The following is a 24738-nucleotide window of genomic DNA, read 5'->3' on the forward strand; positions in this document are numbered from 1 at the left end:
ACCTAACCGCCGAAAAGAGCTCCCAGTAGCGAAGTTTACCTAGATGACGCCATTCTCCAACGAAGGACGCAGCAAAGGAGATAACCCTTGGAACTAGGCTACTGATACGGTGGCGAGGCGGATTCGCGTCGATCTTCCTCCCGGGCGAGTCGATGTCGACATCTGATTCCGCAAGGGCAGCAAAGTAGCTTTCTATCGTCCTCGCGAGGTGGTCGTCTTCTCATGCAGCTGGTCGGCACGAGGTAGTGGACCCGGCGGCCGGGCATGCAGCTGAAGGTGCCACAGGGCGGCGGAACGCCGGTCGTCGACAGCGCGCCCGCAGCCACAGCGGGCGCGGACTTCAAGGGATCCGCGGCCAGGCGTAGGCCCAGCACCCCGCCCGCCGTCCGTCAAAACGCCCTCGATCGGCGGGAACCTGGCACAGGTGCGTCTTGCGCGCAATGGCGCGCGGTTCGTTGCTCGAAAAGAAGAAACTTGGCCAGCTCCCCTGGCATCGATTTGCGAACGGCGGCCTCAAACCCTTAATGGCACATGGATATTTCATATTGTGAAAAACGATGGTGCTGGTCAGGTTAAATGGCAGAGGTCGGAGTCGCCATGCCTTGGTGGCCGATCCTGCCTTGATCAGGAGGATGGCCTTGACGCCACGCGCAGCGCGTTCCGCCTCCGCTTCGACTCTGGCCGCCACAATCGAAACGGCACTTCGGTGTCAATGTCCTCGGACCGGTCACTGACGCCGTCAAGATGATGCTTGTCGGTGGGTAGAGGCCGCCGGGCATGTAGACCTTCATGAGGCCCAGCGGACACCTACAACGACCGGTCGGAGGTCCGCGCGGTGGCCAGGACCGATGGCATGACTCTTTTCTGATCGGCTTCTGAACCTGGCTGTAGCGGCCGGGGCCCTCCGGGAATCTGACGTCAGGTGATCGTCTCGGGAAGCTGACGGGTGAACCGAATACACGCCCGTACCCCGTCAATGCGCCGTGACTAGTGGATGTGCGGCCACCTCTTGCCCTGTTGCCCCGGCCGCAAGGTGCGAGTCGGCGGCCGGGGCCTGCCCGGGAGCACTCCCGGCCAGCTGGGTGAGGTGGATCAGCGGGAGGGGATGTCCAGGACCCAAGCGAGGATCGTGCGGGCGCTGGTGCAGGTGCCGCGCAGGGCGGCGGCAACCAGCAGCAGCCGTTCGGTATGGGTTAAGGGAAACCTCGGCCAGGTCCTCGGGCCCGATCTTCCAGCCCTCGACCTGCAATTGCCGGACGACGTCGGCGATGTCGAGTGTGTTGTGGAGGATCACACCGTTGGCGAGCAGCGAGTTGAACTTCATCGCCTTCGGTGCCGGCGGCGGTCCCGTACAGCATCCGCCACAGCACCCGCTCGCGCAGCCCATGCTCGTCGCCTGTGAACAGCTTGTCCAAGCGGCCGCGCGGGATGGCGTGGTCACCGCGGCGGGCGGTCTTGCGGCGCTCCATCCGCTGGGCCGGATTGGTCTCCAGGACCTCCTGGCGCTGCGCCCATGTCGCGAACAAGGCGAGTGCGGGCAGGTGCCGGTTCCAGGTCGCGGCCGCCGCGGTGTCCCACCGCTCCATCACCGCGGCGAAGTACTCGGGCGTCACCTCGGCGACGGGACTGGCGCCGCCGGGGAAGGGGACGACGGACACGACGGGTCTCCCGGGTTGATGTGACACACACAACGGTGCCGAGCCACCCCGTGCCCGTCCAGCGGCGAACTCGGCGGACGCGAACCGCCGCAGGCCGGTGTGACAAGTAAAGCTAATGCTGTAGCGAAGGTCACCCCGTAGTACGGCTCGGTCAGCCATATCCACCCGATCTTTCCCGAGTACTACGGCGACCGCGTCTTCTATGGGTGTTGTGCGCGTATGAGATCGGCTGCGCGTTCCGCTAGGGCGACGACGGTCGCGTGGGGGTGGCCGCGTCCGATATGGGGGAAGACCGAAGCGTCAGCGATCCTCAGACCGGTAATGCCGTGGACTCGTAGGGACGTATCCACTACCGAGGTCTGGTTGTCGGATCCAAGGCGGCAGGTTCCGACTGGGTGAAAGCCGGTGCTCGCGTTCCTTCGGATGAAGGCTTCGATCGCGGTGCGGGTGGCGTCCGGCGCGGGGGAATCCATCCAATCCCCAGCGTGGACTGCGAGGGCTTCGGCATCGAAGATATCCATCGCGCTGCGGATACCCTCCACAAGGACGTTCAGGTCGCCGGGCTCAGTGAAGTAGCCCGGGTCGATCCGCGGCGGGTGTGCCGCCTCGGGATCGCGCAGGACGATCGATCCCCGCGATACCGGCTGGAGCAGGTTGATGGCCAGGCTCATCGCATGTGCCGTCGGCGTGCCGTAGCCACCGTCGACGAAGGGTCCCGGGACGAAGCCCAATTCGATGTCGGGGCCGTCCAGGCTCTCGTGGGTTCGCAGGAACGCCAATGCCTCCGCGGCGTTCGAGGCCAGCGGGCCCCGGCGCAGAACCGCCCACGAGAGCAGGTCGCGCACTCCCCCGGCGCCATAGAGGGAGATGGGCCGGCGGCAGGCGCGGACGAGGAATACCAGAGGGTGATCCTGCAGATAGTGACCGACAGCCGGCAGTTCGTGGAGGACGGTCGTTCCCGCTGCCGTCAGATCTGAAGGGCGGCCGATTCCTGAAATCTGCAGCAGGTGCGGCGTGCTGATCGCGCCGGCGGCCAGGATCACCTCACCGTCGACCCGGACTCTGATGGTCTGAGACCCCTGCCGGAGGGTGACCGAGACGGCTTGCCGGCCATGGATCTCGATGCCGGTGCACAGGGTGTCGGTGAGGACCGTCAGGTTCCGGCGCTTGGCGGCCGGCCGCAGGTAGGCGTCTGCGCTGCTCCAACGTCGTCCTCGCCATTGGTTCAGCGGACTGTGGCCCACCACGTCCGTGCCGGGCTCGGAGTTCAGGTCGTCCACGTGCTGCAATCCGGTCTGCTCGGCGGCTGCGACGAACGCGGCTGTGAGCCGGTGGGGTCTGCGTGGACGTGTGACATGGAGCGGACCGGCATCACCGTGCAATGCCGGTGTGCCGTATGAGGAACGCTCTGATCGCCGGAAATAGGGAAGCAGATCATCGAAGGTCCAGCCGGGCTCCCATGACCGGAAATCAATGGCCCGGTCGCGGCAGTAGACCTGGCCATTGAGGGATGAGCTCCCACCGAGTGTCCGGCCTCGAGGCCAGCGGACGCTGCGTCCGTCCAGCTGCTTTTGCGGTTCGGTGCGGAACGCCCAGTCGTATTCGCTGTCGAACAGTTCCGCGAATGCCAGGGGGATTCTCATCTTCAGGCTCTTGTCGCGTGGTCCCGCCTCGACGAGCAGGACGCGAGTTCGTGGATCTTCGGTCAGCCGGCTTGCGAGCACGCAGCCGGCGGATCCGGCGCCGACCACGACGTGGTCATATGAGCTTGATCTGCTGGAATTGCGCTTCATGTCTCCATCCCGGCGTTCGCTGCCGCTCTAGCCATCCAGTTCGTCGCCGGCGACTGCGTCGCTTCGGTAGCCCACGCAGTTCCAGAGGAAATGCGGGTGTGCGCAGCCGAACATGTAGGCGAGGAGCGCCGTGTCCTCCTTCCAGGTCGGAGGTGCGTTAAGGGCGTGGAAGAGCTCTGCTCCCACGGCACCGGCGTTCAGCTGGACCTCGCGAGCGCCGTTCCCTCCTGCCAGGCAGGCTCGGACTGCTGCGACGTAGGTGCGGCTGAGGATCTTCCAGGTGATTTCGAGGTCTCCGTGCCATTCGCCGTGGAGTGCCTCAAAGGCGGCCAGCTCTCGATCGAAGAGGCGCCAGACATCGGGTGCGTACGTGCGGCACAGATTCGAGAGACGACGGGCTTGAGAGCTGAGGCTGTTCACACGGATCTGCGGCCCGGATTTCAGGGTGATGCCACCGGAGAGGAGTCCGGTGCAGGAGTTCGGTTCGATGCCGCACAGCGGGCAGTCCTCCAAGGGCGGCAGTTCATCGATGATGCCGTCGAACCACAGTGCGTGGCGGCCGGTGAGGGCCATCCAGACGATGGTGGTGTCCATCAACCACGTGTTCCACAGAACGCCATGTGATTCGGGCATGCAGCCGTATTTGACGAGTGCGATGGCGCTCGCGGCGTACATGGCCTTGTCGTGCGTGGACACGGAGCCGAGCCAGAAGTTGCTGATCTCGCCTGTGACGGCGTCCGCTCTGGTGTCGGTCATGTCGTCCAGCACCCGGCACAGGACCAACGAGGCGAGATTTCCCTCCTGCCACAGCTCCGCCTCAGGCGGCACATGCCAGAACAGGCAGTCGAGCGTCTGCAACAGCGCGTAGGTCAGTTTGTCGAGCGGATTCGCCTGCGGGAGCGTGATGGCTCCGCGGGTGTGGCGAGTGAGCCAGTATTCGTCCACGGCGCGCTTATGCGTGGCGTAAAGCCCGCTCACCAGCGCACGGGCCCCGTTCGTGCTCGCCTGGTGCGTAAGCTCCTGACCGACCTTGCGGTGCAGGCCTGAGATGTCGACGGAGTTCGCGACACGCTTGTACTCCTGGAAGACGAGGATGTCGTCCTCGTTTCGGAATCGGAGCCCGAGGTCGTGGTCGGAGTCGCTCATTTTCCTGGTCCATGCCCATCCCCCGGACAGGACGCTGTCGAGTTCTCGCCGATACGGCCACGTCTTGACCAGGAGTGGTGCACCGGCGCTCTTCCTCCAGTCGTAGTCCTCAAGCCGGCGCGGAGGTGGCGTCGGCAGATGCGAGCAGAGCAGACAGGTGCAGCCGGTGGAGTCCGCAGTTTCCACGGGCGCGGCCTCGGCTCGCTGGCGCCAGGCCGATTCCAGCAATTCACATGCGAGCCTGCACATCCGCGTATCGGTGGACGCGAACGGGAACGCATCCCGGATGGCCGCCAACCTCTGGTCCAGTGCCAGCAGCCGGGCCTGTCCTTGCTCGTCGGGGCGCATGAGTTCCCTTGACGGATGGGCCAGCGCGCCATCGATGAAGATCTGCTCCCGCCGCACCGGCCCAGACTGGTCGCCTGAGGCGGCGAAGCGGGCGAGTCCAGCCGCCTCTTGCCGCAGATACTCCGGGTGGCGGACGCTGATGTGCGACCCGACCAACTTCCGGAACTCCTCTACGACCCCTTCTGCTTGGAGTGGTCTTGTATCGGTCATGCTCACCTCTGGGTGATGGTCATCGGGGCGGGCAGCCGGGCTGTGTACCGCCGCATGAAAGGGTTGCCATGGCTTCTCGGTCAGGCTCTGGAGGTCGATTCCATGCCGGGAACTCCGGCTTGGAAACCTGGTGACAGAATGTCCTCGGTATAGGCGCTGCTGTCTGGCGCGAAGGTCTTGTAGCGACCGGAGTTGATCGCCCAGTCGTGGTTGCCGCGAATCCAGTCCTTCACACCGTCCAGGAAGCGGTCCGCTGAGTCGCGCTGGACGTCGTCGAGGCGGAGCTCCTCGTAGGCTTCGGGCACGTTCGACTCGAGGGTCATGAACCGGGCGAGAGCCTCCCGTGTCATCTCAGCCGCTCTGGCGACGGCTTCCTCTCGCGAGAGACCACACCGCTGATGCAGCACTATGACGAGGTTGTGCGCTTCGTGCCGGCTGGTCTCCCGCTCGTAGGAGTGAATGTCGTTCATAAAGGCGATCGTGTCCGTCGCGGCCACTCGCAGCTCGCGGAACAAGGGATGCGCGGCGGCGGCCGCCGGCATCTCGAATCCGTAGGTCCACTCGGCGATGTCGTAGCTGTGATCCAGCCCGACCGACTGCCGGCGGAGCCTGATGTAGCCGTCCAGCTCCGGAATGTATCCCTCCGCGGTGAGGCGTACCTCCCACACGTGCGCGGTCAGCCATTGCGCGAAGTGCGCAGCGAACCTCTCCTGCCAGGTCGCCGGTGTTCTGGCCGCGATCCGCTGCCAGAGCGCCGCCCACGCCTCGGTCACCGGGCAGACGAATTCCACGGAGGCGCCGACCGGACGGAACGGGACGACGGCCATTTCGGCCGCGGTCCGTGCCACGCGCGGCAGGCGGCCAGGCATGTCCGGATCGAACTGGTCGTCAAAGAGGAAGCCGATGGAGAAGAAGTTCAGGGTCTCTGCCAATGCGTCGGGGTCCGCGGCGTGATAGATGCGGGCGGCTGCATCGGCGAGATTCCACAGCCTGTACCGTTCCCGGCCTTCCTCTGAGGCGGTCAGTCCGCTGGCGGCCAGCCACTCCACGTTCCGCTCTCGCGCCCAGTCACGAAACGGGGACACGTGCGGGGCGAAGGGGATCTCGAATCGAACTTTCTGCGGCATCGTTGATCAACTCCAGATGGCGTCGAGAGTCACCGGCGGGCCGGTCGCATGGGAAGGGAACGCGGAGCGAGAACGGCGCGCCACGCGGCACGGACGCGGAAGCTCGGTGTGAGCTGAAGTCGCCAGCGCGCGGCGATGGAGGCAAGGGTGAGCGCGGCCTGGTTCTTGGCGAAGCCGTCGCCGATGCATTTGCGCGCCCCCTCTCCAAAGGGGACGAAGGCGCCGCGCGGTAGCCGCATCTCGCCGTCCAGCCACCGGTCGGGGTCGAAACGGCCGGGATCGGGGAAGAGCTCGGCTCGGCGGCCGAGGAGGTACGGGCTGAAGACGATCGTCGTGCCGGCGGGGACGGGGTGCCCGGCGAGTTCGACGTCGGCCGTGGTCGTCCGCGTGAGCAGCCACCCTGGCGGGTAGAGGCGCAACGTCTCGGTGACGACTCGTTGCGTCAGGCCGAGCCTTGGCAGGTCGTCGTGCTCGGCGACGCTCCCGGCGAGCACCGCGTCGGCTTCGTCCTGCAAGCGTGCCTGGATCTCGGGATGGCGGCCGAGCAGGTAGCAGGCCCACGACAGCAAAGCGGGCGTGGCCTCGACTGCGGCGAGGAAGAACATCAGGACCTGGTCATGGATCTCCTCGTCGGTCATGCCAGGCCCGTCGTCATCTTCGGTGGTCAGCAACATCGACAGCAGGTCGCCGTGATCGACGCCCGCACGCCGGTAGTCAGCGATGAGCCCGCCGGTGAGCCGGTGCAGGCGGTCCCGTGCCCGGTCGAACCGCCGGTTGCCCGTGGTGGGGATCTTCCCGATGAGCGTCACGGGCAGCACCACGCGCCGGGCCACGCCGCGGGTGACGGCCTCGACGCAGCGTCCGATCTCAGTGATCAGCGGCGCCTCGACCGCGTTGGCGAACAAGGTCCGGGTCACCGTGGCCATGGTGAGATCGTGCATTTCAGCGGGCACGTCGATCATCTGCCCGTGCTGCCACGACCGGATGACCGCGTCGATCCGCTCGGACGCCACCGCGCCATAGCCGGGCATCCGCCGTCGATGGAACGCCGGTTGCACCAGGCGCCGCTGCCTGCGGTGATCCCGATGCCGGCACGTCCCCAGGCTGTCACCGACCACGTCCCGGAACCTGTCGATGAAGGGACCGCCTTTGTCGAAGGTGCGGTCGTCCACCAGGACCTGGTGGACGAGGTCGGGATGGCAGAGCACATGAGCCCGCCACGGACCGAGCTTGATCTGGACAAGATCCCCGTGCGCGGGCAACGAGTCCAGAAAGTCCAGTGGCCTTCTGCCGAGCTGGTACGCGTGCCCCAGAACGGGCACAGCCCAAGGAGCGGACCCTGTCGTGAGCATGGTCACCACCAGTTCGGCGGCACATGCCGCCGGTTCCTCGATTTCGACAGCGAAAAGTCATGGACCAGTTCCACTGTCACCGCTCTGTTAGCTGACTTTGTTGGTTCCGGTACTATCGCCCGCCGTTTCGGCTCGTAACTCCCATCCAATGTCGAACATGTCGCGCTGATGGCCATGTCGCGCTTTGCGCCTTGACCAGCGCAGGTGCGCGGCACGCTGAGCGTCGAGCATGGCGGTGATCGACCACCGCCTGGCACGTTGCCTCTGTCGGTACGCCGAGGGCAGGGTGGCTCTGTTGGCTGGTCAGGGCGGAAGGCGCGACACCGGGGACGAAGCGCGACACATCTCGGAGGCGGATCGTGTTGGTCGGGCGCGCGTGGGGTGATTCTTCAGGGACGTCGGCAGTCCCGCCGGCGGAGTGAACCGATTCTCTGCTTCGGAGTGGTCATTGTGCGCGGGTCGATGTTCGTCCAGGAGGAACGTGTCGGTGCCGGCGTTGCTCACGGTAAGGCGGTTCTGCTGGGTGAGCACACCGTGGTTTATGGGACGCCGGCGATCGCGGTTCCCATTCCGGCGCTGGCTGTTTCAGCCTCGGCTCGTCTACGTCACTACGCAAGCGACAAAAGAAAGCCGGACTTGGAGGTCGCGCTCGATGACGCGCTGCGGTATTGGAAAAGGGATGGCGACGATCTGGAATTCACGTTCGACAGTTCTATTCCGTCCGGGCGAGGTCTGGGGTTCAGCGCCGCATGCGCCGCGGCAGCCGTACGTGCGGCCGCCGACCTGTACGGCGAGACGATGGATGCGGACACACTGCATGACCTGATCCAGAAGAGCGAACGTGTGGCGCACGGCCGGGCCAGCGGCGTCGATGCTCGCACGGTGGTAGCCCGTGGGCCGATCTGGTTCGAGGACGGGGATGCTCGCCCGCTTGCCGTCGGAGCCGACGCGGTGGTCGTCGTGGCCGACACCGGGATCCCGGGCGCCACCCGGAAGGCGGTAGACCACGTCCGTGCACGTCTGGCGGCCGATCCGAGGTGGGCTGAGGACACAGTGGCGCAGGCAGCGTCGCTGGTGAGAGGGGCCGTCGAAGACCTGGCCGCGGGCCGCGTCGCGGCGCTGGGGCAGCGCATGCTCGATTTCCACGACGTGCTCGCCTGTCTGGGTGTGAACACTCCCGCCACTGATCGACTGGTGACCGCGGCGGTCGAGGCCGGGGCGCTGGGCGCGAAGGTCACCGGCGGCGGGTTGGGCGGCTGCGTCATCGCGCTTGCTGACCCCCATGGTGACGCCGCGCATCTGTGCGAGGCGCTGCAGCAGGCCGGGGCGGTACGGACGTGGCCCGTCCAGATGGGGAGCGCATCATGCTGAACGAGGCGTCAGTGGATGTTCGCGCGGGTGTCACGGCGGTGGCGCATCCGAACATCGCGCTGGTGAAGTACTGGGGCAAACGGGACGAGTCGCTGGCGCTGCCGGTCACCGGCAGCCTGTCGGTGACGTTGGACATCTTCGCGACCACCACCCACGTCACGCTCGCTCCCCCGGTGCCAGCGGACATGAACGGTGACGCGGGCCTGACCGGTGATGTGGTCACTCTGAACGGCCGCCCGGCCGGGGGTGCCGCTGCTGAGCGGGTCCAGGGATTTCTGGACCTGGTCCGGGCACTGGCGGGCCGGCGGGAGCGTGCGGTGGTGGAGTCAGTGAACCAGGTTCCGACCGGCGCTGGGCTGGCGTCGTCGGCGGCCGGGTTCGCGGCGCTGGCCGCCGCCGCGTCGGCGGCCTACGGGCTTGACCTGGACGGCCGTGCACTGTCGCGGCTGGCTCGGCGGGGGTCGGGATCGGCGTGCCGTTCGGTGTTCGGCGGGTTCGTGCAGTGGCACGCGGGCACCGGGAGTGGCAGTGCGGGTGATGTGAGCTCGTTCGCCGAGCCGGTGCCGGTCGGGCCTCTCGATCTGGCCCTGGTGGTCGCCGTCACCGACGCGGGCGCCAAGGAGGTGCCGAGCCGGGAGGCGATGCGGCACACGATGGCCACCTCCCCGCTGTATCGGGCCTGGGCTCAGGCCAGCAACACCGATCTGACGCGGATGCGGCACGCCCTGGCCCGCGGGAACCTGACGGCGGTCGGCGCGATCGCCGAAGGCAACGCGCTAGGTATGCATGCCGCGATGCTGGCCGCGCGTCCGGCCGTGCGCTATCTGTCGGCGGGTTCGCTGGCGGTGCTGGACGCGGTGAATGCGCTGCGGGCCGACAACGTGGACGCCTACGCCACGGCCGACGCAGGCCCCAATGTCGTCGTGCTCTGCCCACGCGCCGATGCCGACCGCGTCGCCGAGACGGTGGACGCGATCGAAGCGGTCAGGTCGGTTCATCTCGCACGCCCCGGTCCCGGCGTCCGGCTCCGGAGCGAACGCCCGGGCGGTGATGAACGATGATCACCCGCACAGCGCCTGGCAAGTTGTTCGTCGCGGGCGAGTATGCGGTCCTGGAGCCGGGTTGTCCCGCCGTGTTGGTGGCGGTGGACCGCTACGCGACGGTGACCGTGACCGCCATCAACGGCCCCACCGCGCTTTCCTCCGATCGCGCGGGAGAGCTCGTTCTGCCGCGCCGACCTTCCAGCCAGAGCTTGGGCGGACGACCCAACCGGCCGACCAACGAGCCGCACGTTGAATCGGACGTAGAGGCCGCCAAGAGCGGATCGTTCTCGTATGTGCTGTCGGCCGTGCGGGTCGTGGAGCGCCTGGTCGCCGAACGCGGCATGCCCACGTGTTGCTTCCATCTGTCCATCAGTACCGATCTGGCCGCGCCGGACGGCCGCAAGCTGGGGCTTGGCTCCAGCGGCGCGGTCACGGTCGCGACGTGCGACGCACTGGCGCGCTTCTACCGTCTGCGGCTGGGCCGCGAGGAGTTGTACCGGCTGGCGATGCTCGCCACCCTCGCCGTGGCACCGGACGCCTCCGGCGGTGATGTGGCGGCGAGCGTCTTCGGCGGCTGGCTGCTGTACTGCGCCCCCGACCGCCAGAGTGTGGCCTCCCTCGCAGATGGCGGCGGCATCGCTGCCGCGCTCGATGCGCCGTGGCGCGGGCTGACTTTGCAGCCGCTGCCGGCTCCGGTGGCCGCCCATCTGGAGGTCGGCTGGACCGGCGAGCCCGCCGCCACCACCGATCAGGTACGGCGACTGCTGGACGGCCGGTACCGGGCAGCACATCACCGAACGTTCCTCAACGTCAGCACCGATTGTGTGTCCACCCTGGTCTATTGGCTGACGCACGGCGACGTCACGCGGATGCAGGAACAGATCAGATGTGCCCGCCACGTGCTGGGCGCTCTGGACCGCCAGATGTCGCTGGGCTGGATGACGCCCCGGCTGCGTGCGCTGTGCGCCGCCGCCGACGCGATCGGCGCGGCGGCCAAACCATCGGGCGCCGGCGGCGGTGACTGCGGCATCGCCCTGCTGCGCCGCGACCAGCAGCACCAGGTGGCGGAGCTGCATGACCGATGGAAACGCGAGGGCGTCCAGCCGCTCGACCTGCGCGTCCACCCCACCGAACAGGACCTGACATGACCGAAGACCGCACCGGAAGCCGTACCAAAGACCGCGCCATGAACGACACCACGAGCGGCACTGCGGGCGGGACCGGGAATCGTAAAGACGACCACGTCCGTCACGCCGTCGATCAGCAGCACCGCGGCCCGGACGCCGGCCGGTCCTCCGACCACTCGGCCAGCGACTTCGACTCGGTGAACTTCGTGCACCACGCTCTGGCCGGCATCGACCGCGACTCCGTCGAGCTGGCGGTCAAGACGCCCGCAGGCATGTGGCAGGCCCCGCTGTACATCAACGGCATGACCGGTGGAAGCGCCGGGACCGGGAAGATCAACGGGGAGCTGGCCGTGGCGGCCCGCGAAGCGCGAATCCCGATCGCGTCCGGCTCGATGAGCGCCTACCTTCGCGATCCGAGCCTGGCCGGCACCTTCCGCGTCCTGCGCGACGAGAATCCCGACGGCGTGGTGATCGCCAATCTCAACGCCAACGCCACCGCCGATCAGGCGCGGCGGGCCGTGGGCCTGATCGAGGCGAACGCCCTGCAGATCCACCTCAACGCCCTGCAGGAGATCGTGATGCCCGAAGGCGACCGGGATTTCGCCGCCTGGCCTGCCAACATCGAGACCATCGCGGCCGCGGTCGAGGTTCCCGTGATCGTCAAGGAGGTCGGTTTCGGCCTCAGCCTCGATACCGTCCGCAGGCTGCGAGAGCTGGGCGTCGCGGCGGCCGATGTCGGCGGGCGCGGCGGAACCAACTTCGCCCGTATCGAGAACGAACGCCGGTCCCGAGGCGACTACGCGTTTCTCCAAAGCTGGGGCCAGTCCACGCCCTGCTGCCTGCTGGACACCGCAGGGGTCGAAGGCATCGACATCTTCGCGTCCGGCGGTGTCCGCTCTGCCCTGGACGTCGCTCGAGCCTTGGCGCTCGGCGCGACGACGGTGGGTGTGGCCGGCCGCTTCCTCAGCGTCCTCATGGAGCAGGGAACGGCCGCGCTGGTGGAGGAGATCGGGGATTGGCTCGAAGCCCTTCGACGCGTCATGACCGTCCTCGGCGCGGCCACACCCGGCGACCTGGCCGGCTGTGACCTGCTGCTGACCGGCCAGGTCGCCGCGTTCTGCCAGGCGCGTGGCATCGACCCCGCCCCCTACAGCACCAGGAGTACCCGGACATGAACAGCCCGGACACGAACGATTCGCACACCGAGACGAACGCCAGAACACGCACCGAGACGCACACCAACGAAGGCTCCGCGATCGTGCCCATGAAATGGGTGGGCCCGATTCACGTCACCGGCAACACCGTCAATGACAAAGTGTCGGTGCCGCTGGCCACCTTCGAGTCCCCGCTGTGGCCCTCGGCGCAGCGCGGCGCCCGCGTTTCGGCCCAGGTCGAGAACGGGATCGTCGCCACCCTGGTGGACGAGCGCATGACCCGGTCGATCCTGCTGGAGGCCGACGACGCCCCCACCGCCTTCAAGGCGGTCCAGCGGCTGTCGGCCGAGTTCGACCAGCTTCAGGACGTCGCGTCCGCCTCCAGCCGGTTCGCGCGGCTCATCGGCCTCAACCATGAGATCACCGGGAACCTGTTGTTCCTGCGCTTCGAGTTCGCCACGGGGGACGCGGCCGGCCACAACATGGTCACCCTGGCCAGCGACCACCTCATGGACCACGTCCTGACCACGGTGCCCGGCCTGCGGTACGGCTCGATCTCGGGCAACTACTGCACCGACAAGAAGGCCACCGCCATCAACGGCATCCTGGGCCGCGGCAAGAACGTCGTCACCGAGATCCTGCTGCCCGCCGACCTGGTCGACGACCAGCTGCACACCACCGCGGCGAAGATCGCCGAGCTCAACGTCCACAAGAACCTCATCGGCACCATGCTCGCCGGCGGGATCCGCTCGGCGAACGCCCACTACGCCAACCTGCTGCTGGCCTTCTATCTGGCGACCGGGCAGGACGCCGCCAACATCGTCGAGGGGTCGCAGGGCATCACCCACGCCGAAGACCGCGACGGCGACCTGTACTTCTCCTGCACGCTGCCCAACATCATCGTCGGCACCACCGGAAGCGCCAAGAACAACGGCTTCGTCGCCGACAACCTCGGTCGCCTGGGCTGCCGAGACGAGCACCAGCCCGGCGCCAATGCCCGCCGCCTGGCCGTTCTGGCCGCCGCCACCGTCCTGTGCGGTGAGCTGTCGCTGATGGCCGCGCAGACCAACCCCGGCGAGCTCATGAAGGCCCACGTGAAATACGAGCGCCGTCCCACCACCTGACGAGAAACCAGAAGGAGCCGGCATGACACCGAACACCACCGAGCGGCCGATCGGGATCGATGACCTTTCGTTTTCGACCACCCACTACCGCCTCGACCAGGACGTCCTCGCAAGCCGCCTCGGCGTCGACGCCGCCAAGCTGCACACCGGCCTGGGGCAGGACGCGTTCAGCGTCCCCGCCACCGACGAGGACATCGTCACCATGGCCGCGACCGCCGCGCAGCCGATCATTGCCCGGCACGGTCCGGAGCGGATCCGCACCATCCTGTTCGCCACCGAAACCGGCGTCGACCAGTCGAAGGCCGCCGGCCTCTACGTCCATGGCCTTCTCGGTCTGCCCGCCACATGTCGCGTCGTGGAACTCAAGCAGGCCTGCTACTCGGCCACCGCCGCCCTGCAGTTCGCGACGGCGTTGATCGCCCGCGACCCCGGGCAGCAGGTCCTGGTTCTGGCCAGCGACATCGCCAAGTACCAACTCGGTTCTGAGGGGGAACCGACACAGGGCGCCGCGGCCGCGGCGATGCTCGTCACCGCCGATCCCGCCGTTCTGCGCATCGACCCGTGCTCGGGGGTCTACTCCGAGGACATCTCCGACTTCTGGCGTCCCAACTACCGCACCGAAGCGGTCGTGGACGGCAAGCTCTCCATCGACGCCTACAAACGCGCCACCCGAGAAGCCTTCGCCGACTACCAGCGGCGCGGCGGCCGGTATCTCGACCAGTTCGCCGCGTTCTGCTACCACCAGCCGTTCACCAAGATGGCCTACAAGGCCCACCGGCACCTGCTCGAGCACGCTGGCACACCCGGCCCCGACGGCGACTCCAGGACCACAACCGACGCCTCGGACTCCGCAACCGACGCCGCCGATCTGGACGCGGCGCTGGCCGCCACCACCCACTACAACCGCGCCATCGGCAACAGCTACACCGCCTCGGCCTATCTCGCCCTGGCCTCCCTGCTCGACCACCGCAAAGACCTCGCCGACCAACCCATTGCCGTCATCAGCTACGGCTCGGGTGCCGTCGCCGAATTCTTTGGCGGCACAGTCGTCCCCGGCTATCGCGACCACCTTCGAACCACCGCCAACGCCCACGCCATCGCCCGGCGCCAGCCCATTGACTACCAGCACTACCAGCGGCTCCACCACGAAAGCGACCTGACCGACGACGCCGATCGCAAGATCGAACAACAGACCACCGCCCCCTACCGGCTGGCGGCGATCGCCGACCACCAACGGATCTACGAGGCCACGATCTGACCCGACCCGACGACACGACACGACCACTGGACACGGAAACCATGCCTGCAGAAATGATCTCTGAGGAAACCCCGTCCATCCAGGGGCAGCCGGCCGAGGGCCTGACAGCGGATGTGTCGGCGACCTTGCGGACCTCGACCGTGCGCGCCGACACGAGTCCTGCGCGGCGCATCCCGCTGGCGTTCGGCGACGCCAACATTCCCGCACCATCCGTTCTGGCCAAGGCTTTGGCAACCCATACGCATATGAACGCCTACGGCCCGGTCGAAGGAGCGAGCACGCTCCGCGACGCGGCCGCCGGCTACTGGACCCGCCGCGGCCTGGCCACTGATGCCGAGAGCGTGCTGGCCGGGCCGGGCAGCAAGGCGCTGCTGTACGCCCTGGTGCTTTCCATCGGCGGGCCCATCGCCATCCCCCAGCCCAGTTGGATCAGCTACGCCGCCCAACTTCGCATGATCGGCACCAAGCCCGTCTCCATTCCCATCTCGGACCACGACGGCGGGATCCCGGATCCCGGCACGCTCGCCACCATTGCCACAGCGGCACGGCAGATGGGAACTCCCCTCAAAGCTGTCATCGTGACTCTTCCAGATAACCCGACAGGCACCTTGGCGAGCCCGGAAACCGTGGAGGCGCTGTGCGCCGTCGCGCGTGAACACGAATTCACCATTGTTTCCGACGAGATCTACCGTGACCTCGTCCATGACCCGGCCCAGACATTTCTGTCCCCCAGCCAACTCGCTCCAGAACGAACGGTGGTCACCACCGGCCTCAGCAAGAACCTGGCGCTGGGAGGATGGCGTATCGGGATAGCCCGCTTCCCCAACAGCGAAGTCGGCGACGCACTGAAAGCCAATGTTCTGGGGATCGCCAGTGAAATCTGGTCATGCGCCAGCACACCGGTGCAAGAGGCAGCTGCATACGCCCTCAGCGAGCCTCCAGAGGTCACCGCATATCTGGATTCCGCGCGGGAGTTGCACGCAAGAGTGGCCCAAGCCGTCATGGCGGTGTTCCGGTCCGTGGGAGCACTGACCCCGCTGCCGGCCGGAGCCTTCTACCTCTACCCCGACTTCGAGCCGCTGCAGGCGGCACTGTGGTCGGCCCGGCAGATCGGAACCGGCTCGCAACTGGTCGACCACCTGCGCCAGGCTCACGGCATAGAAGTGCTGCCGGCACGGGTCTTCGGAGAACACCATGACCCGCTCCGTCTGCGCGTGGCGACCAGCCAGCTCTACGGCACCACGTCCGAGCAAAGAGCCGAAGCACTGAACAGCAGCGACCCGGCGAATTTGCCGTGGATCTCCGACCAGCTGCATTGTCTCGAGCGAGCCCTCCGCGGCCTCTGCGAGTCATAGCCGACCCGGCGAAACAACCAACGTATTCAGGCCGTACCGGCCATGGAGTGGTGATGGAAACCAGAGCGGCAACCAATGTCCGGCTCAACTCCGCAGCGCAGACGCCACGCTCAGCCGAGGCGGTACTAGCCGAAGCTCATCGGATAGTCCAGCCCGCGCAGCGGGCGGCGTTCGAGAAGCTGACAGCGGAAATCAGGCATGTGGCGGGTTATCACGCGGGGTGGTGGGACGCCCAGGGCCGGCCTGCTGAGGAGAGCGGCAAAGCGGTACGTCCGGCGCTGGCAATGGCGTGTGCCCGGGCGGCGGGTGGTGACGCCGCGGTGGAGGCGGCGGTGCCGGCGGCGGTGGCCGTGGAGCTGGTGCATGACTTCTCGCTGCTGCACGACGACGTGATGGACGGCGATGAGCTGCGTCGGCACCGGCCCACGGTGTGGACGGTGTTCGGAGTCGGCCAGGCGATCCTGGTCGGGGATGTGCTGCTGACGGCGGCGGTGCAGCAGCTGAGTACCCAGCCCACCGCGGGGACGGCCGTGCGGACGCTGACCGCTGCCGTCCAGGATCTGTGCGCCGGTCAATGGGCCGATGTGGCCTTCGAGCAGCGAGACGACGTCGACCTCGCCGAGTGCTTGGCGATGGCCGAAGGCAAGACCGGTGCGCTTCTGGGTGCCGCCTGCGAGCTGGGAGCCATCTCCGCCGGTGCCGGCGAGCAGGCCGAAGACCGGTATCGGGAGTTCGGACGCCAGCTGGGAGTGGCGTTTCAGCTGGTCGATGACCTGCTGGGAATCTGGGGCGACCCGGCGGTCACCGGCAAGCCCGCCGGCTCGGACCTGGCCTCCCGCAAAAGATCGTTGCCGGTGGTGGCGGCCCTGCGTTCGGGCACCAAAGCGAGCCGTCGGCTGGGCAGGCTGTACCGCGGTTCCGACGAACTGGACGAGATGGACGTGGCGCAGGCCACCGAGCTGGTCGAGGCCGCGGGTGGACGCAACTGGGCCACCACCGAGGCCGAACGGCGGCTGGCCGCGGCGATGGACGCCCTGCATGCGGCCCGTCCCCACACGGACGGGGCCGCCGACCTGGCTGTCTTGGCCGACCTGATCCTGCAACGAGAGCACTGACCATAGTCACCGGTGCTGCCCCCTCCGGCTCTCGGGTAGGCGTCCGCGTGGCTGGGCGATTTGGCGATTCCTGACTTTTCACTGGCGACCGGGTGACGCAATGGCGGGGATCGTCGTGGTGAGGTCTCTCGGGGGGATTCATGAAGCGGACACTGCGGTTTCAGCGGTTCTCGATGAAGGGTGATGTGCTGCCAGGAAAGGTCCTGGTCGCCAGTTCCTTCGTCGATGCCGAGCGAGGGAATGTACGGTGCCCGGCGGCTGCCTTGCTTGCTGCCGTCCTGCGGCAGCAGGGCTGTGACGCGGACGTTTCGGTCTGCGTAGGGACAGTGCCTCCCGGTGGGGATGGTGTGCCAGGTGACGCGGTGATGTTCACGGTGTCTTATGTCAATCGTGATGGGACGCCGTCGGGCGTCGCGGTCCAGGCTCATCGCGACGATGCCGCAGGGCTGACGGTGGCCGAACGGACGGTGCGGGAGTGGAGCGAGGCGTTGCGCAGCCGCCGGCTCCTGGTAGCGGATACGGCGCCGTTGTGCTGGGGAGGCGCCCGAGCCCTCGACGTGATCAGCAAGGCGGTGCGGCGGGGCTCCGCACCGGTGTACGTCCTCGGCCGTCCGGCCTCCTCTCCATCCGTGGCCGGCGGGCTGAGACGAGCAGGCGCGGTGTTCACCGATGATCTGGACACGATCCCCGACGGCGCCCAGGTGGTGATCCCGGCGCACGGAGCGGGAACGCAGGCGCGCGCCCATGCCGCCGCCCGGGGATGGAACGTGGTGGACGCGACGTGCCCGCTGGTGTCCGCGGCGCACAACGACGCGTCCGTCTACGCGGATCGCGGCGACACTGTGGCGGTGATCGGACGGCAGGAGCATGCGGCATTGCCGCCGCTGGCCGAGCAGGCAGGTGACGCCGGACGAGTCGTCCACACGGTGGCCGATGCCCAGGCACTGCCGGTACCCGACGCCGAGCGGCTGTCCTTCGTGATCGAGCCGGGCCTGCCGGTCGAGGAGGCCATGCCGATCGTGACGGCCCTGCGAGACCGTCATCCGCGCCTGGCCGGACACCATCTCGACACTTTGTGCGAAGCCGTCTCCGACCGATCGGAGACCGTCGCCGCCATCGCGTCCGCCAGCGACCTGACCCTGATCGTCTGCGCCGACACCGGCGACGCCGACGCCCGGGCCGTCCATGCCCAGGCGAGCCGCGCCGCCCAGGCCACCGGCGCGCAGGTGCGGATGGTGACAGGCCTGTCCGGCCTGTGCCTGGAGGACCTGGCGACCGCCACGACGATCGGACTGATCACCACCCTGACCGCGCCCGAGTGCCTGGACCGGCAGGTGATCGACGTCTTGTCCGGGTTGGGCCCGCTGTCATCGCGGCGGCGCGGGGTACGCACCCGCCCGGACGACACCGGCACGGTGACCATCGACCGGCATCACAGCGCAAGTCATCACGACGTCCGTTCTCCTTTGCCGACGCTGGGCGAGGCTCCTGCTCAGGTCTGAGCGTCCGCCGAGTGTGCGGGAGTCGCGACGTGGCGGCAGGTCACGCCGGGTGGTGCTGGTCACGCGGCCGCGGCGCGGGCCAGCAGTTGCCGGATGGCCGGGTGGGTGCCGTGGGGCCGTAGCCGTGATCGCATGATGTCCAGCGCGGTGCAGGCGCGGCCGCTGGTCAGCTGGGGGTAGTCCTCAACGAAGGCCTGCCAGGCGGCGATGGCCGACTCCAGGTGACCTTGGTCCAGGTGCAGTTCGGCCAGCCGCGCGTGCAGAATCGCGCGTGAGCGCCGTTCACACAGCGGACGGTGCCGGATGGATGCGCTCAGTGCGGTGATCGCGCCTTTGCCGTCGCCCAGAAGCGCGCGTACCGCCGCCTCCTGGTGGAACAATGCCGCCGGGTGGTAGCCGCCCATCGGGGCCCCATCATCCGGAACGGTGACCGAGGTCGCCTGGTCCAGGTGACGTTCGGCGGCCGACAGCGCCGACACCGCGCCGCGCCGGTTGTCGGCGGCCGCGGTGGCGACCGCGAGCTGCCCCCAGAAGAAGGCCTTGTGCACCGGACGGGCCGCGCCGCGGCTGGTGATCACGGCGACCTCGGCCAGGTGCTCGGCATGCCGGCGATGCCCCAGCACACGGGCCTGAACCGACATCGCCCGCAACGTCACCGCGTAAGCAGCCGGGTCACGGTTGCGGGTAGCCAACTCCAGTGCCGTCCGGTAATACCGCTGCGCCAGCCCATGGCACTCATCGTCAAAACACATGAACCCGACCAGATAAGTCAGCTCAGTAGCGGCCGACAACAGCCGCCGACGCAACCGCCGGTCCATCGACTCCCGCAACCAGGGTGCGACATCGCTGGTCAGGTAGGCCATCAACGCCGCACGGGCACGACCGCCACCGAAGGTGGTGTCGCTGTCGGAGAACACCTGGACCATCGACTCGATGGTGGCGACCTGCCCCGGCCCCAGCCGCGAGACCTCCGGCACGCTCACCTTCACCGGACGCGACTCAACTGCCTCGGCCCATCCCGGAACGGTCAGCAAAGCCAGCCGGTAAGCGCCGCCCGCCACCGCCTGGGGATGAGCTCCGGTGAACCGGGCCAACTGCGTCAACTCAGCCCCCGCATCCGGCCGGGACGCGCAGCCAAGCGCGGTGGCCCCGTCCCGCTGTGGTCGGCGCCCCTCCGGGCCGAGCCCGATATCCACGAGGGTGAGCGTCCGGCGCAGGCCACGAGAGAACGCCTCAGCGATCAGAGCGGGCATCGGCGGGCGAGGCCGACGCCCCGCCAACCAGTGCGTCACCGACCGGCGGTCCAACCGCAACATCAGCCCCGACTCGGCTGCCACCCCGTTCACCCGGCGGGCCAGCTCGTCCTCTGTCCAGCCGACCTCCTCCAGCAGCGCCCGCAACTGCCGATTCGGCACTCGACCGGTTGCCACAGACCGTCGCACAGGCATGTTAGAAAACCCAAGGACTATGCGCCTCTCGGCGCGAGCCTTCCGTTGACTGGAAATCTTGCTTTCGAGCTCCTTGCGCTTCTTTCCCAAATTCCTCGAGTTAAAAGCCATCGTTAAGCATCTACGTCAAGTGCATACCCCCATCTTTTCGGCTGCCTGAAAGGGCCGGTTGAGGGCTCTTGATAAGCACCTCACCAGGCGCGTCGGTCATTCCCGTCGACATCGCATCACGGCCGCTCCAAAACCACAGCAACCAAAAGAGCAACCATGATCTCGCCAACTCCACCCCGTGCATTCGTCATGGTCTGGCTGGCGCCGTCCTGAAGCGCGCGACAACAGGCTGATGTGCGACAACGTCGCGTCCCTGGCTCGGGGTCTGACCGTGCTGCCCTCGGCCATGGCCCCAGAGACCACCGCCCAGAGGCTCGGGGATAGTCGACCGCCCCGAAGGGACACGCAATGGAACCCATCAGTCGAAGGAGGACGTGATGGATAAACAGATCAGGAGGGCCATTCCCACAGCCCCGAAGACGCTGCCCCTGCTCGGCCACACTCCTGCTCGACGACCGCACCTTCGACAAGGACGGTCCGATTTTCGACCGGGCTCGGGAAGTGGTGGGCGACGGCCTGAGCACCTGTCCGCGCCGTGCGCACCGCCGCCTGCGGCGGCTGGTCCAGCCGACCTTCCACCCCACCCGCTTCCCCGGCTACGCGTGGGCCATGACCGCCCGAATCACCGAGGTGACCGGCTCCTGGCGCGACGGCCAGATCCTGGACGTGTGTACGGAGATGATGACGATCACTTCCAGCGTCACCGTCGCCACGATGTTCTCCGACACACTGCCCGACCCGGTGGCCGACCAGCTGCTCGACGACGTCACCATCATTTTCGACGGCTGGTACCAGCCATGCTCATGGTGCCGCCGCTGGACCGACTGCCCATCCCAGGCAACCGCGCCTACCAGCTCGTCGCGTTCTTCCTTGGAGGCACCGAGACCACCGCCACCATCTGCTCGCCCGGCACCCCCACATCGAGCAGCGGCTGCACACCGAGGTCGACACCGTCCTCGGCGCCTGGCCGGCCACCCAGGACGACCTTCCCAAACTGGGAGGAGACCGGCCGCATCATCACCGAGACCTCCGCCTGTACCCACCTGCCTGGTTGCTGACCCGTGCGATCACCAGCACCCGCCTGGGCCGCCACCACCTCCCCAACGGCGTGGGGCTCATCCAGAGCGGCGCTGCCGGACTCGGTGTTTGGTACAGCGCCGTGTCGGACCTGGCGCATCAACAGCTCATATGAGCCGATCAACGCGGCCGAGGGCCACGCGGCAATCAGCCGCCCCACCAGCGAGGGTTCGGCCACCGCGACATTGGCCGCCAGGCTCGCGGCGCTTCCGGTCACCAGCAGTGCCCACGGCAAGAAACCGCTGCGCCGTCCCTGCCGGGAGTCGGGCCAACAAAGTCATCGAAGACACCGCGATCATCCCGTCCACCGACAACGGGATGAGCGCAGCTGTCCGCGGAGCCTCACCATGGGCCAGAGTCGGCTCATACATATGCCGGTACGACACCACCGCCGCAATCAAAGCAAGCAGCACGACCGAGGCGATCGTCGCCGCCCGCACCACAGAACCCCCACCGCGTGATCATCTCTCCGTCGGAGCCACCCTCCTCCGCGATCACAAGGCTCGTCATGGCTCCGTGTGCGGACATTTCAGTCAAGGCATTCCCCACCAGCCGGGGAGCCAGCGGGAGCCAATTCGGGAGCCAACGCCTTTCGACTCCTTCAGACTCACCCCGGCTCCCCCGGACGTTTGTGCTGGTGAGGGGCCTACTTTCTCGACTCGGACCGACGTAGATCGACTGGCTTTTGTTGCCTGGGGGTCAAGGGGTCGTGGGTTCAAATCCCGCCGTCCCGACAGAACGCCAAGGCCTGATGATCACGGACTTTTCCGAGGTCACCAGGCCTTTTGCGTATCCGACCACAGCGGCTGACCGTCACTCGACGAGCCGCAGCCGGGGACCATCCGGGGACCGCCGCACACTGAGGTGAAGGCTCAGCGCCTCCCCCGCCGCCCTGATCGACTTGGCATCCGGATGCAGATACCGCTGCGTCGTGGACAGTGACCCATGTCCAGCGATCTTCCGCAGCACATGAACCGGAACCCCGGCATCAGCCGGCTCTTCGCTACGGAGGCCGTCTCTGGCGGACTGCCCGTGCACATTGCCGCCAAGCACCGCGGCCTCGCTACGACGCAGCGCTACACCGCGATCTATCAAGACGATGTGCTGCGACACTATGGCGCCTTCATCGCCCGCCGCCGGGCAGAGCGGTCAAGCGAGGAATACCGTCAGCCGCCCGACGCCGAATGGGCCGAGTTCGAGCAGCACTTCACCCGAAGGCGTGTCGAGCTCGGCACCTGCGCGTGCCCTTACGGCACCCCGTGCCGCCATGAACACGCCTGGCTGCGCTGCCCGATGCTCAGACCGGGCCCTGACCAGAGAGTTCGCCTTGCCGAGATCATCACCAACTTGCATGAGCGAACCAAGGAAGCCACCGACCGTGGCTGGCTCGGCGAGATCGAAGGGCTGGAGGTCAGCTTGACCGGAGCCCTCCAGAAGATGGAACACCGCAGAACCCGAACGCTGGTGCCCCTCAATCTCGGAGCCACCAGAACGACGTGAAACGGCTGTGATCTGTCACCGACCGAGATATCGCCGGACGGGGGTGTTCACGAGTGCGTCCGACTGCAGCAACCGAGAGGTTTGTTGATCGCCTTCCCGGACGAGCACTGATCGTTTCCCAGATTGGCCGCGTTGCAGGGTCCTGGCGTCATGTGAGAGGACCCGAGTCCTGGCCCGGCAGCTACAAGACCAGCCGAAGGCCTGAACAGCGGAACAGACCCCGCCGCACGGCCTAGGCGCCGGTAGCCCCACCCATGCAGTCACGTTTGTCACAGACCGCAAGATGAGTATCTGTACTCATGCGTCGCTGAGGGGCATACCTCCAAGCTCGCCTGCATGAAGCCCTTCGCGTCGGCGCCCAGCCTGAAGGCTCAACTCCTCCTGGCCGCCGGGAACAGCCTGACCGTCGCCGCGGGCTGCGTCGTGGCCATCTTCTTGGTGAAGAGATATGCCCTCGGTGACTGCGAGGGCCTGGGTTGCCTGGGCACTCTGGTCACCACCGGGCTCATGGTGCTGGTGGCCGGAGTGTCCCTTCTCGGGCTGCTTCTGTACGTCACAGGTGTGCGGCCGACATGTGTGATCACCCCGCTCGGTGCCGTGTTCACCATGGTGGTGCTTTACGCGTGGCAGAACATGTCGCTTCCCTGGCCGGACTGGGCCCTCGTCTTCGCCGCCGGTCTCGGGTACGCCGCGGCGACCCTGGCCGCGTCCGCCGACGCCCACGTGGCGGCCCGACTCACCGCCGCCGGCACGGTCCTGGCCCTCCCGCTGGTGTCGGGCCCCATCCACACGCACCAGAGCCGCGAATCCGCGAAGCACATCCTGGCCGACGCGAGGGTTCCATTGCTCGGCCCGGACCTACCGAGGTACGGCATCGACTACGCCGCCGCCAATCCCTCCGGTGACCGCTTCTACTACGCCCTGAAGCCCCGTTCGGCACCTGAGCGCCTCACTCCCGAGGACCGGGAACGTCTGGAGATCCGCGTCACCGTCGCCGCTGTCAATCCGACCTTCGCGCCGCCCCGCCACTGCAACGCCCCCGGCTGGAGCAGCGAGCCGCGTGACCCGCCGTGCCCGCAGGTCGCCCCGCAGACCTGGCGCTGGAAGCGGGACGACTCCACCGCCTACCTGGTCCGGCGAGGCAGCCATCTCGCCGTGATCGAGGCCCGCCAGGGCCCGGCGGCCGAACCCGTGCTCCGTCAGATCGCGCGGACCCTTTCTCCCCGCCCGCCCACGTTCTTCGTCCCCATCAAGTGAACCGATCTTGGATGAGACGAAGCAAGGCCTGATGAACTCCCGCCGGAGGCAGTCTCGGCCTGGCTGGACGACCGCGCCCGCTCCTAGGACGCGAGCCAGGCCAGTTCATCGCTCAAATTAGTCCGGAGAATCTACTACGCCGAACACGACGCCTACCTCATCCCGGACGACAACCCGGCTTGACCAAGAACATAAAGGCACCCTCCGGAGCCAGGCTTCGTCCGAGCGCTCAGCGTGAACGTGGTGGCGTCGTTCTCGATGGTGAAGTCACCCAGGACGCCATCGCCGCCCACGGCAGCAGGGAGTAGCTCCGGGCAGCCCAGGTCGCTCACGTAGAGGATGCCGTCAGCCTTGCGGACCTCGATCTCCTCGCCCTCGGCGAATTCAGGAGAGAACTCGATCGACACGAATCCATCGGTGATGGCCTGCGCGCAGGTCCCGGCGACGGGGACACCGCAGGCATTCACTCGGGTGGCCCGCAGCCTCCGGCCGCGGAGGCTGTTCCAGCAGATGGTCACGGGCTGGGTTCCTTCGCGGGATACCCGGCCCATGGCCAGCGGCTTTGAAAGCTTCCTTCAGGTCAGCGCCTGAGGGCAAGATCAGCGCTGGGCCGCCAGGACGACGGGATAGGTGCCGCAGTGTGTGCAGTGCGGGTTTTTTGG

At 67.4% G+C, this 24738-nt stretch carries 22 protein-coding genes; 11 read left to right on the plus strand and 11 right to left on the minus strand.

Annotated features, from left to right (window positions below; genetic code table 11):
* Positions 1–973 precede the first annotated feature (973 nt).
* The 6 genes from F8566_RS22170 to F8566_RS22195 all read right to left on the minus strand — a co-directional run bounded on the left by F8566_RS22170 (position 974) and on the right by F8566_RS22195 (position 7634).
* Positions 974–1294, minus strand: a complete 321-nt coding sequence (locus F8566_RS22170) for a transposase (RefSeq protein WP_264159387.1) — start codon at positions 1292–1294, stop codon at positions 974–976.
* A complete protein-coding gene (locus tag F8566_RS51455; RefSeq protein WP_225993431.1) occupies positions 1194–1658 on the minus strand; it encodes a hypothetical protein in 465 nt (154 codons plus the stop codon). Before F8566_RS51455 ends, F8566_RS22170 begins: the two co-directional genes overlap by 101 nt.
* Positions 1659–1858: 200 nt before the next feature.
* Positions 1859–3451, minus strand: coding sequence for a GMC family oxidoreductase (locus F8566_RS22180; RefSeq protein ID WP_151562808.1), 1593 nt, complete (start codon positions 3449–3451; stop codon positions 1859–1861).
* 27 nt (positions 3452–3478) lie between these two features.
* Positions 3479–5155, minus strand: a complete 1677-nt coding sequence (locus tag F8566_RS22185; protein WP_225993407.1) for a hypothetical protein — start codon at positions 5153–5155, stop codon at positions 3479–3481.
* Between the two features lie 80 nt (positions 5156–5235).
* Entirely contained in the window at positions 5236–6282 is a 1047-nt protein-coding gene (locus F8566_RS22190; RefSeq protein WP_151562810.1) for a terpene synthase family protein, read from the minus strand.
* A 29-nt stretch (positions 6283–6311) separates the two neighbouring features.
* Positions 6312–7634: a cytochrome P450 gene (locus F8566_RS22195; RefSeq protein WP_151562812.1), complete on the minus strand. Its 1323-nt coding sequence runs from the start codon at positions 7632–7634 to the stop codon at positions 6312–6314.
* A gap of 462 nt (positions 7635–8096) precedes the next feature.
* Here F8566_RS22195 and mvk point away from each other — a divergent pair, with 462 nt between their 5' ends.
* From mvk to F8566_RS22240, 9 genes are all read left to right on the plus strand, one after another.
* Positions 8097–9005 (plus strand): mevalonate kinase, encoded by a 909-nt coding sequence (gene mvk, locus F8566_RS22200; protein WP_151562815.1) that lies wholly within the window; start codon positions 8097–8099, stop codon positions 9003–9005.
* Positions 8999–10066, plus strand: a complete 1068-nt coding sequence (mvaD, locus tag F8566_RS22205) for a diphosphomevalonate decarboxylase (RefSeq protein WP_151562817.1) — start codon at positions 8999–9001, stop codon at positions 10064–10066. Before mvk ends, mvaD begins: the two co-directional genes overlap by 7 nt.
* Positions 10063–11196 carry a phosphomevalonate kinase gene (locus tag F8566_RS22210; protein ID WP_151562819.1) on the plus strand — a complete coding sequence of 378 codons (1134 nt, stop codon included), beginning with the start codon at positions 10063–10065 and terminating at the stop codon, positions 11194–11196. The genes mvaD and F8566_RS22210 overlap by 4 nt, the downstream gene beginning before the upstream one ends.
* Positions 11193–12350, plus strand: coding sequence for a type 2 isopentenyl-diphosphate Delta-isomerase (fni, locus tag F8566_RS22215; protein ID WP_225993408.1), 1158 nt, complete (start codon positions 11193–11195; stop codon positions 12348–12350). Before F8566_RS22210 ends, fni begins: the two co-directional genes overlap by 4 nt.
* Positions 12347–13453: a hydroxymethylglutaryl-CoA reductase gene (locus F8566_RS22220; protein ID WP_151562821.1), complete on the plus strand. Its 1107-nt coding sequence runs from the start codon at positions 12347–12349 to the stop codon at positions 13451–13453. The genes fni and F8566_RS22220 overlap by 4 nt, the downstream gene beginning before the upstream one ends.
* Positions 13454–13475: 22 nt before the next feature.
* The gene (locus tag F8566_RS22225) at positions 13476–14711 is read left to right on the plus strand and encodes a hydroxymethylglutaryl-CoA synthase (protein ID WP_151562823.1); all 1236 of its coding nucleotides are present in this window, start codon (positions 13476–13478) and stop codon (positions 14709–14711) included.
* Between the two features lie 53 nt (positions 14712–14764).
* Complete coding sequence (locus F8566_RS22230; protein WP_192809799.1) at positions 14765–16066, plus strand: pyridoxal phosphate-dependent aminotransferase; 1302 nt, start codon at positions 14765–14767, stop codon at positions 16064–16066.
* A gap of 53 nt (positions 16067–16119) precedes the next feature.
* A complete protein-coding gene (locus F8566_RS22235) occupies positions 16120–17181 on the plus strand; it encodes a polyprenyl synthetase family protein (RefSeq protein ID WP_151562828.1) in 1062 nt (353 codons plus the stop codon).
* A 365-nt stretch (positions 17182–17546) separates the two neighbouring features.
* Positions 17547–18683, plus strand: a complete 1137-nt coding sequence (locus F8566_RS22240) for a hypothetical protein (protein ID WP_192809800.1) — start codon at positions 17547–17549, stop codon at positions 18681–18683.
* Positions 18684–18742: 59 nt separating this feature from the next.
* Here F8566_RS22240 and F8566_RS22245 read toward each other — a convergent pair whose 3' ends face one another.
* From F8566_RS22245 to F8566_RS51460, 4 genes are all read right to left on the minus strand, one after another.
* Positions 18743–20098: a tetratricopeptide repeat protein gene (locus F8566_RS22245; protein WP_225993409.1), complete on the minus strand. Its 1356-nt coding sequence runs from the start codon at positions 20096–20098 to the stop codon at positions 18743–18745.
* 740 nt (positions 20099–20838) lie between these two features.
* Positions 20839–21018 carry a hypothetical protein gene (locus F8566_RS22250; RefSeq protein ID WP_151562835.1) on the minus strand — a complete coding sequence of 60 codons (180 nt, stop codon included), beginning with the start codon at positions 21016–21018 and terminating at the stop codon, positions 20839–20841.
* 71 nt (positions 21019–21089) lie between these two features.
* Entirely contained in the window at positions 21090–21536 is a 447-nt protein-coding gene (locus tag F8566_RS52675) for a hypothetical protein (RefSeq protein ID WP_318836435.1), read from the minus strand.
* Positions 21427–21690: a hypothetical protein gene (locus F8566_RS51460; protein ID WP_318836434.1), complete on the minus strand. Its 264-nt coding sequence runs from the start codon at positions 21688–21690 to the stop codon at positions 21427–21429. The genes F8566_RS52675 and F8566_RS51460 overlap by 110 nt, the downstream gene beginning before the upstream one ends.
* A gap of 574 nt (positions 21691–22264) precedes the next feature.
* Here F8566_RS51460 and F8566_RS22265 point away from each other — a divergent pair.
* Both F8566_RS22265 and F8566_RS22270 read left to right on the plus strand, forming a co-directional pair.
* Complete coding sequence (locus F8566_RS22265; protein ID WP_192809801.1) at positions 22265–22819, plus strand: hypothetical protein; 555 nt, start codon at positions 22265–22267, stop codon at positions 22817–22819.
* A gap of 336 nt (positions 22820–23155) precedes the next feature.
* A complete protein-coding gene (locus tag F8566_RS22270) occupies positions 23156–24076 on the plus strand; it encodes a hypothetical protein (protein WP_151562838.1) in 921 nt (306 codons plus the stop codon).
* Between the two features lie 152 nt (positions 24077–24228).
* On the opposite strand, the gene F8566_RS22275 is transcribed toward F8566_RS22270, so the two are convergent.
* A complete protein-coding gene (locus tag F8566_RS22275) occupies positions 24229–24594 on the minus strand; it encodes a hypothetical protein (RefSeq protein WP_151562840.1) in 366 nt (121 codons plus the stop codon).
* Positions 24595–24738 lie beyond the last annotated feature (144 nt).

The organism is Actinomadura rudentiformis, from assembly GCF_008923185.1.
Lineage (GTDB): Bacteria > Actinomycetota > Actinomycetes > Streptosporangiales > Streptosporangiaceae > Spirillospora > Spirillospora rudentiformis.

What these genes read in the sequence shown, in the direction of transcription:
- F8566_RS22180 (WP_151562808.1), bottom strand. Translation starts at nt 3,451, where the DNA reads ATGAAGCGCAATTCCAGCAGATCAAGCTCATATGACCACGTCGTGGTC.
- F8566_RS22185 (WP_225993407.1), bottom strand. Translation starts at nt 5,155, where the DNA reads ATGACCGATACAAGACCACTCCAAGCAGAAGGGGTCGTAGAGGAGTTC.
- F8566_RS22190 (WP_151562810.1), bottom strand. Translation starts at nt 6,282, where the DNA reads ATGCCGCAGAAAGTTCGATTCGAGATCCCCTTCGCCCCGCACGTGTCC.
- F8566_RS22195 (WP_151562812.1), bottom strand. Translation starts at nt 7,634, where the DNA reads ATGCTCACGACAGGGTCCGCTCCTTGGGCTGTGCCCGTTCTGGGGCAC.
- mvk (WP_151562815.1), top strand. Translation starts at nt 8,097, where the DNA reads ATGTTCGTCCAGGAGGAACGTGTCGGTGCCGGCGTTGCTCACGGTAAG.
- mvaD (WP_151562817.1), top strand. Translation starts at nt 8,999, where the DNA reads ATGCTGAACGAGGCGTCAGTGGATGTTCGCGCGGGTGTCACGGCGGTG.
- F8566_RS22210 (WP_151562819.1), top strand. Translation starts at nt 10,063, where the DNA reads ATGATCACCCGCACAGCGCCTGGCAAGTTGTTCGTCGCGGGCGAGTAT.
- fni (WP_225993408.1), top strand. Translation starts at nt 11,193, where the DNA reads ATGACCGAAGACCGCACCGGAAGCCGTACCAAAGACCGCGCCATGAAC.
- F8566_RS22220 (WP_151562821.1), top strand. Translation starts at nt 12,347, where the DNA reads ATGAACAGCCCGGACACGAACGATTCGCACACCGAGACGAACGCCAGA.
- F8566_RS22225 (WP_151562823.1), top strand. Translation starts at nt 13,476, where the DNA reads ATGACACCGAACACCACCGAGCGGCCGATCGGGATCGATGACCTTTCG.
- F8566_RS22230 (WP_192809799.1), top strand. Translation starts at nt 14,765, where the DNA reads ATGATCTCTGAGGAAACCCCGTCCATCCAGGGGCAGCCGGCCGAGGGC.
- F8566_RS22235 (WP_151562828.1), top strand. Translation starts at nt 16,120, where the DNA reads ATGGAAACCAGAGCGGCAACCAATGTCCGGCTCAACTCCGCAGCGCAG.
- F8566_RS22240 (WP_192809800.1), top strand. Translation starts at nt 17,547, where the DNA reads ATGTTCACGGTGTCTTATGTCAATCGTGATGGGACGCCGTCGGGCGTC.
- F8566_RS22250 (WP_151562835.1), bottom strand. Translation starts at nt 21,018, where the DNA reads ATGATGGTGACGTCGTCGAGCAGCTGGTCGGCCACCGGGTCGGGCAGT.
- F8566_RS51460 (WP_318836434.1), bottom strand. Translation starts at nt 21,690, where the DNA reads ATGTATGAGCCGACTCTGGCCCATGGTGAGGCTCCGCGGACAGCTGCG.
- F8566_RS22265 (WP_192809801.1), top strand. Translation starts at nt 22,265, where the DNA reads ATGTCCAGCGATCTTCCGCAGCACATGAACCGGAACCCCGGCATCAGC.
- F8566_RS22270 (WP_151562838.1), top strand. Translation starts at nt 23,156, where the DNA reads ATGAAGCCCTTCGCGTCGGCGCCCAGCCTGAAGGCTCAACTCCTCCTG.